The following is a 7,043-nucleotide window of genomic DNA, read 5'->3' on the forward strand; positions in this document are numbered from 1 at the left end:
GGCCCGTCGCGGTGATCGACGCGCCCCGGGGCAGCCGGTCGAAGAGACGGGTGCCGAGCTCCTTCTCCAGCGCCCGGATCTGCACGGTGACCGTCGACTGGGCGAGGTGCAGCTCCGCGGCCGCGGCGGTGAAGCTCCCGGTGCGGGCGAGGGTGAGGAAGGTATGGAGGAGTCGGGTGTCCACGGGGCGAGCATAGGCGAGCCATCGCTTTTCCCGATCGGCAGGATCAGAAACCATCGTTGGTCATGATGGACAGGACGCGGAAGAGTGGGGGCCATGAACACCGAGAGCCTGGCCACCGAGATCCTGACCACCGAGATCCTGCGCTACACGGCCTTCACCTCCGACCCCTCCGGCGGCAACCCCGCGGGCGTCGTCCTCGACGCCGCCCGTCTCGACGAGGACGGGATGCTCGCGGTCGCCGCCGGGGTGGGCTACTCCGAGACGGCGTTCGTGACCGCCGGGGACACCGCGTCGCGCCGTTTCCGGCTGCGCTACTTCAGCCCGCTCGCGGAGGTCGCGTTCTGCGGCCACGCCACCGTCGCGACCGCGGTCGCCCTGGCCGGGCGCATCGGCCCGGGCGAGCTGCTCTTCGACACGCCCGTGGGCGAGATCGGGGTGGCGACGGAGACCGGCGGGGACGGCGTGGGGCGGGCCACCCTCACCAGCGCCCCCACGCGTTCCCGCCCGGCCGCGGACGCCGAGGTGGACGCCGCGCTGGCCGCCCTGGGCTGGGCCCGCGAGGACCTCGACCCCGCGCTGCCGCCGCACGTCGCCTTCGGCGGGAACGAGCACCTCGTGCTCGCCGCCGCCACCCGGGCCCGGCTGGCCTCGCTCGCCTACGACTTCGACGCGCTCGCCGCGGTGATGCGGTCGCACGGCTGGACCACCGTGCAGCTGGTGTGGCGGGAGGACGGGGGGCTGTTCCACGCGCGCGACCCCTTCCCCGTGGGCGGCGTCGTGGAGGACCCGGCCACCGGGGCGGCCGCGGCCGCGCTCGGCGGCTACCTGCGGGCGATCGGCGAGGTCACCGAGGCCACCACGATCCGCATCCGCCAGGGCGAGGACATGGGACGCCCCAGCGACCTGCTCGTCGCGGTCGACCCGGCGGACGCACGGGTGCGGGTGACCGGGCAGGCCGTGCCGGTGGCCGGCTGAGGACGGGGCACGGACGGCCCCGCCCGTCACTTGTCGGCGTGGCCGCCGAGGTAGAACAGGAGCCAGATGAAACCGGCGAAGAGATGGGTGACGAAGACGTAGATCAGGACCCGGAAGGCGACTTGCCGCTCCGCCCGCTTCTCGCTCATGGCGGGCCTCCTCCTGGTGTCACCGAACGCCGCCGTACCGGCGCGAGTCTACTCCCCGGACGCGGCCATCGATTCACGGAGGGTGATCGGGATGTCCGGCACGCGGTGGCGCAGAGGGCCTCAGGGGCCTCAGGGGGCGAGGTCACGGCGGGCGACGAGGCCGAACGCCAGGAGGATGCCCGCGGCGCCGACGCCGGCGAGGACGCCGAACTGGCCCCAGGGCACCGTGCCGTGGGCCAGGGCGTCGCCCGGCGTGTAGTAGTGGAAGGGGCTGACGAAGCGCAGCGGCGCGGCCTTCGACCAGGCCATGGCGACGAAGTTGACCGCGAACCCGACCGCGCCGAGGGCGATCGTCACCCCCATGACCCGCGTCCTGCTCCGGCCCGCCGCCGAGACGGCCAGGGCGGGGCCCGTCAGGCACAGCGCGAAGCCGAAGCCCAGCAGCCCGGCCGCGTAGACCCCGCTCTGAGGGACGGCGTCGCTCAGAGCGGGCAGCAGGGCCACGCCGACGGACACGGCGAGGGTCGCGGCGGCGTTGAGCAGCAGGGAGACGAGGACGAGCGCGGCGGTCCGCTCGGCCAGCAGCCGCGCCCGCGACACGGGCCGGACCATCAGCAGCTCGATGGTGCCCGCCTCCACGTCCGCGGCGACCGCGGCGGCGGCCAGCGAGCCGACCGCGGTCAGCTGCATGGCGATCCAGAAGGGGTGGGTGAGCCCGGCGCCCAGCAGGCCGGGGTAGCTCGCGATCGACACGTCGCCGTTCGATCCGCTGAACGCCTTGAAGGCGTCCGGGAGCTTCCGCCCGCTCGCGCCGAAGATCTGATCCGGCGTGACGGTCGTCGTGATCACCACGATGAGGGCCTCGAAGGCGGCGATGCCCACGGCCAGGGCGCTGATCATCCGGCGGCGGCGGTACAGGGCCAGCCGCAGCAGAGGGAAGCCGCCGGTCACGGAGGCTTCCCCCCGCCCGGCTCGCTCCGGACGTCGCGGCCACCGCGGTCGTTCCGGCCGCCCTGCCCGCCCCGGTGGTTCCGGTAGAGGTCGAGAAACGCCTCGTCCAGGCCGGCCTCCTCGACCGTGACGTCGCGCACCGGCAGCGCCAGCAGCTCCCGCAGGACGGCGACCGTCCGGTCCGGCGGGATCATCAGCACGGCCTGGTCGCCGTGCCAGTCGGGCGACCAGCGGTCGGCGCCGCCGAGCGGCCGCCGGCCGAGGCCGTCGGCGAAGGTCAGGCGCACCTTGCGGGCCCGGGCCTCGCGCAGGGCGGCGACCGCCCCGACGGTCACCAGCCGGCCGGCCCGGACGATCGCCACCCGCCCGCACGTCCGCTGGACCTCCGGCAGCACGTGGCTGGAGAGCAGTACGGTGCGCCCGGCCGCGCGGACCTCCGCCAGCAGGGCGTAGAAGGTCTCCTGGACGAGGGGGTCGAGCCCTTCGGTGGGCTCGTCGAGGATCACCAGCTCGGGTTCGTGCTGCAGGGCCTGGACCAGGCCGAGCTTCTGCTTCATGCCGCGCGAGTAGGCCCGGACGGGGCGGTCCAGGTCCGGCCCGGAGAGGCCCAGGCGCGTGCAGAGCTCGCCCTGGAGGCGGGCGGGGGCGCCCTGCAGCGCCGCCAGCAGCCGCAGCGTCTCGCGGCCGGTGAGCTCGGGGTAGAGCCGCAGCTCCCCCGGGAGGTAGCCGAGGGACGGGGCGAGCTTCAGGTGCTCGGCGAAGGGGTCGCGGCCGAGCACCCGGACGCGGCCCTCGGTGGGGCGCAGCAGCCCCACGAGGCAGCGCATCGTGGTGGTCTTGCCCGCCCCGTTGGGGCCGAGGAAGCCGAAGACCTCGCCTTCGCCGACGCCGATGTCGAGTCCCTCGACGCCGGTCGTGCGGCCGTAGCGCTTGGTCAGCGAGACGATGTCGATGACGTTCCGCGTGCGCTCGCCCAAGGCCGCCTCCCGGAGGGTCGCCGGCGGGTCTCCCTCCTCTCAGCTTGGGTCAGCCGGTGCCGGGCCGCCACGGCTCGAGGAAGCGCCGGGGCTGCGGCCGGGGCCGGCAAGCCGGGTGCGGGCCCGGCCCCGTGCCGGACGGCGGCGCATGGGCGAAGCTGGAAGGAGACCGGAGGGAGAGGCGGGCGGAGGGGCCGAGCGCAGAGGAGCCGACGATGCCGCACACAGCCGAATGGAACGTCCACCTCGACCTGGTCGAGGAGGACGGGAGGACGAGGGCCCGCGCCACGCTCGACACCGGGGCGACGACCGTCACGGGCAGCGGGACCGCCACGTGCGCGCCGGGCGACAAGGACATCCCGGCGATCGGGGACGAGTTCGCGGCCGGCCGGGCCCTGCGCGACCTGGGCGAACAGCTCCTGCACGCCGCGGAGCACGACGTCGCCGCGGTGGGCGCGGCCCCCGAGCCCAGGAGGTCGCCGATGTACGGGTGGCCGCTGTGAGGCCGTGAGGCGGGCCCGCCGGGGTCAGACCCCGACCGTCTCCTCCATCTCCTCCTCGGCCGCGGGCCCGCTCCCGGCGGCCGGGCGGGCCCTGCGCGCCTCGGCGATCCACGCGACGGCGGTCACGGCGGCGCCCAGGACCAGCCACAGCGCCAGCGTCGCGACGTGGCGGCCGAGCCCGGTGCCGTCGAAGTAGACGAGGCTGCGCGCGCCCTCGACGAAGCCGGCGCCGTTCCAGAAGGAGTGCAGCCCGGCGAAGAAGCCGTTCTGCAGCTCGGGCCGGTACACGCCGCCCGCGCTGGTGAAGTTGAGCATCACGAACAGCACCATCATGCCCAGCGTCGTCCAGCGCTTGAGGAAGGTGTGCAGCCCGACGCCGACGAGCAGGATGCCCGCCGAGTAGGCCCAGGCCATCCCCCACAGCCCCCACAGCCCGTGGTCGACGAGGCGGAAGACGGGCCCGGCCAGCGCGGCGCCGATCAGGCCGACCACGAACGAGGTCGCCACCGCCAGTGCTGCGCGCAGCCTCATGGGCAGCGCGCCGCCCGCGGCGCCCAGCACGGCGACGGAGGCGTACGAGCCGATGCTGACCGCGACCAGCAGGAAGAAGATGCCCTGGCCGGTCGGGTCGCCCTCGGCGGGCGGCGCGACGTCCGTGACCTTCAGGGGGGCGCCGGTGCGGGCGGCGACCGGTGTGAAGACCTTCTGCACGGCCATGGCGGTGGTGTCGGACCCGGCGGAGGCGACGAGCAGTTCGGGGGCGTGGCGGTCCGGTATGTACGCGCCGGAGACGTCGCGGTGGCGGAGCGCGCGGACGGCCTCGTCGCGGTCGGCGACGGTGCGGACGGCGAGCCGGTCCCCCGCCTTGCCGGCGATGCCCCGCGCCAGGGTCTCCGCGCCAGGGCCGGACTCCACGACGGCGACGGGCAGCCGGTGGGGCGTGGGCTGCGCGAACGCGCCCAGGTAGGCGAGGCCCATGCCGACGCACATCAGCAAGGGGGTGAGCAGGTGGCTCAGTACGTGGCGCAGCGCGCCGCGGGTGGCGGGTCCCATCGTGTCCTTCCTCGGCCGGATCGGTCGGCAACCGTCCGGAAAGTAGTTGGCTTTTACAACTTTCTCTTTAAGTTGTACTATACAACCAGACCTCGAAAGGAAGCCGCCGTGCCCGATCGTGACGCCTCCGTGGAGACCATCCAGCGCGAGCTGACCGCCTTCGCCCGCCGCGCCCGGGCCGCGGCGGCCCGTATGCACCCCGAGCTCTCCCTGGTCTCCTTCACCCTCCTCGCCCACCTGGAGGACCGCGGCGGGTGCCGCGCCACGGACCTGGCCGCGCACTACCTGCTGGACAAGTCCACGGTCAGCCGGCAGATCGCGGCCCTGGAGCGGCTCGGCCTCGTCGAGCGCCGGCCCGCCCCCGAGGACCAGCGCGCCCAAGTGCTGCACCTGACGCCCCGCGGCGCCGGAACCCTCGCGCAGGTCACCGCCAACCGCCGGGCGGCCTTCCGCGAGCGCCTCGCCGACTGGGACGAGGCCGACCTGGACCGCTTCGCGGGCTATCTGCTGCGCTACAACGCCTCGGCGGGACCGCTCGACTGAGACGCCGCGCCCGGCCGGGGCGCCACACCCACTCCCCGAATCAGGGGTGGTTGGTCACTCGATGGGCTGTTTTGCCGCCATTACGAGTGAGTCGCCCCCACCGGAACCGCTATGCAGGCCTGACGGATACGACCTGCCGGCAGGCCCGGACGGAAGGGTGTGGGGACCGTGCAGCCACGCGGAGACGACCGTGACCGGGGCGGCCCCCCGCCGTCCGTTGCCGCGTCGCCGGGAGAGGAGCTGCGCCGGCTCCGGCAGGAGCGGGGCATGTCCCTGGCCGGGCTGTCCCGCGCCGTCCACTACACCAAGGGCTATCTGAGCCGGGTCGAGACCGGCGAGAAGCCGATGACGCCCGAGGTGGCCCGGCGCTGCGAAGAGGCCCTCGGCGCCGGCGGGGTGCTGTCCGGGCTGGTGCCGGAGCCGGCCGAGGGGCGGCGCTCCGCGCGCAACGGGCTGCTGGAGGTGTGCCCGTACCGGGGTCTGGCCGCGTTCGACGCCGCGGACGCGAGCTGGTTCTTCGGCCGGGACCGGGCGACGTCCGCCCTCGTCCGTCAGCTGACCGAGCGTCTGGACGGCTCCGGGCCGACCGCCGTGGTCGCCGCGTCGGGCACCGGCAAGACGTCGCTGCTGCACGCCGGGCTGGTGCCCGAGCTGCGCCGGGGCGTCCTGCCCGTGCCCGGGTCGAACCGCTGGCCCGTGGTCACGATGCGCCCCGGCGAACGCCCCCTCGACGAGCTGCTGCGCCGGTTGGCGGACGCCGCCGCGGCGGATCCCGACCACCTGACCAGGGCGCTGGCCCGCGGCGGGGCGGGGGCACTGGCCCGCGCCGTCCACGCCGCGCTGAACCGCCGTCCGCGGGGCGCCGGGAGAGCGGGAGCGGCGGACACGGAGGGGACGGAGCCGGCCCGGGTGGTGCTCGTCGTCGACCAGTTCGAGGAGGTCTTCACCCTGTGCCCGGACGCCCGGCAGCGCGCGGATTTCGTCCGCGCGCTGCACGCCCTGGCGACGGGCCCCGCTCCCGCCGACGGCCGGGAGGGTTCCGCGGCGCTGGTGGTGCTGGGCATGCGGGCCGACTTCTACGGCAGGTGCCTGGCCTTCCCCGAGCTGGCGGCGGCGCTGCGCTCGGGCCAGCTCCCCCTGGAACCCCTGCGGGTGCAGGAGCTGCGCGACGCCGTGGTGCGGCCGGCCCACGCGGTGGGCCTGGAGCTGGAGCCGGGCCTGGCCGAGCTGATCCTGCGCGACCTGGGCGCCGGGGACGACGGCGGGGAGCGGGAGGGCGGCGGGTACGAGCCCGGTGCGCTGCCACTGCTCTCCCACGCCCTGCTGGCGACCTGGCAGCGGCGCAGCGGCAGGCTCCTGACCGTGGCGGGGTACCAGCAGGCCGGCGGGATCGCGGGGGCGGTCGCGGCGACGGCGGAGCGGGCGTACGGGCGCCTGTCGCCCGGCTGCCGGGAGGCCGCCCGCGCGGTCCTGCTGCAGCTGGTCCGGGTGGACCAGGACGGGCGGTCGGCGCGCCGGCGAGTGTCACGCGAGCGGCTGTCGCAGGACCTCGGGGCGCAGGCCGGGGCGGCGCCGGAGGTGGTGGAGGCCTTCACGCGGGCGCGCCTGCTCACCGTCGACGCCGACCAGGTCACCCTGGCCCACGAGGCGGTGCTGCGGGCGTGGCCGCGGCTGCACCGGTGGATCGAGGCGGACGCGGCGGCCCTGC

9 protein-coding genes are annotated in these 7,043 nt (G+C 75.4%); 4 read left to right on the plus strand and 5 right to left on the minus strand.

Annotated features, from left to right (window positions below):
• Positions 1-184 (minus strand): LysR family transcriptional regulator (locus tag V7793_RS30220; protein ID WP_336012444.1); only part of this gene is annotated, 184 nt, incomplete at its 3' end.
• A 93-nt stretch (positions 185-277) separates the two neighbouring features.
• Here V7793_RS30220 and V7793_RS30225 point away from each other — a divergent pair.
• Positions 278-1,159 carry a PhzF family phenazine biosynthesis isomerase gene (locus V7793_RS30225; protein ID WP_336012448.1) on the plus strand — a complete coding sequence of 294 codons (882 nt, stop codon included), beginning with the start codon at positions 278-280 and terminating at the stop codon, positions 1,157-1,159.
• Positions 1,160-1,185: 26 nt separating this feature from the next.
• Here V7793_RS30225 and V7793_RS30230 read toward each other — a convergent pair whose 3' ends face one another.
• The 3 genes from V7793_RS30230 to V7793_RS30240 all read right to left on the minus strand — a co-directional run bounded on the left by V7793_RS30230 (position 1,186) and on the right by V7793_RS30240 (position 3,236).
• Positions 1,186-1,308 carry a DUF6126 family protein gene (locus tag V7793_RS30230; RefSeq protein WP_240976559.1) on the minus strand — a complete coding sequence of 41 codons (123 nt, stop codon included), beginning with the start codon at positions 1,306-1,308 and terminating at the stop codon, positions 1,186-1,188.
• 129 nt (positions 1,309-1,437) lie between these two features.
• Complete coding sequence (locus V7793_RS30235) at positions 1,438-2,259, minus strand: ABC transporter permease subunit (protein ID WP_336012455.1); 822 nt, start codon at positions 2,257-2,259, stop codon at positions 1,438-1,440.
• Positions 2,256-3,236 (minus strand): ABC transporter ATP-binding protein, encoded by a 981-nt coding sequence (locus tag V7793_RS30240; protein ID WP_336012458.1) that lies wholly within the window; start codon positions 3,234-3,236, stop codon positions 2,256-2,258. The genes V7793_RS30235 and V7793_RS30240 overlap by 4 nt, the downstream gene beginning before the upstream one ends.
• Positions 3,237-3,451: 215 nt before the next feature.
• Between V7793_RS30240 and V7793_RS30245 the strand changes: the two genes are divergently transcribed.
• Positions 3,452-3,739 (plus strand): DUF1876 domain-containing protein, encoded by a 288-nt coding sequence (locus tag V7793_RS30245; RefSeq protein WP_058041646.1) that lies wholly within the window; start codon positions 3,452-3,454, stop codon positions 3,737-3,739.
• Positions 3,740-3,763: 24 nt separating this feature from the next.
• On the opposite strand, the gene V7793_RS30250 is transcribed toward V7793_RS30245, so the two are convergent.
• Positions 3,764-4,792: a hypothetical protein gene (locus V7793_RS30250; protein WP_336012462.1), complete on the minus strand. Its 1,029-nt coding sequence runs from the start codon at positions 4,790-4,792 to the stop codon at positions 3,764-3,766.
• Positions 4,793-4,900: 108 nt separating this feature from the next.
• Here V7793_RS30250 and V7793_RS30255 point away from each other — a divergent pair, with 108 nt between their 5' ends.
• Both V7793_RS30255 and V7793_RS30260 read left to right on the plus strand, forming a co-directional pair.
• Entirely contained in the window at positions 4,901-5,335 is a 435-nt protein-coding gene (locus tag V7793_RS30255; RefSeq protein ID WP_190024062.1) for a MarR family winged helix-turn-helix transcriptional regulator, read from the plus strand.
• A 267-nt stretch (positions 5,336-5,602) separates the two neighbouring features.
• Positions 5,603-7,043 (plus strand): helix-turn-helix domain-containing protein (locus tag V7793_RS30260; protein ID WP_336012467.1); only part of this gene is annotated, 1,441 nt, incomplete at its 3' end.

Source organism: Streptomyces sp. KLMMK, assembly GCF_036961605.1.
GTDB lineage: Bacteria > Actinomycetota > Actinomycetes > Streptomycetales > Streptomycetaceae > Streptomyces > Streptomyces telluris.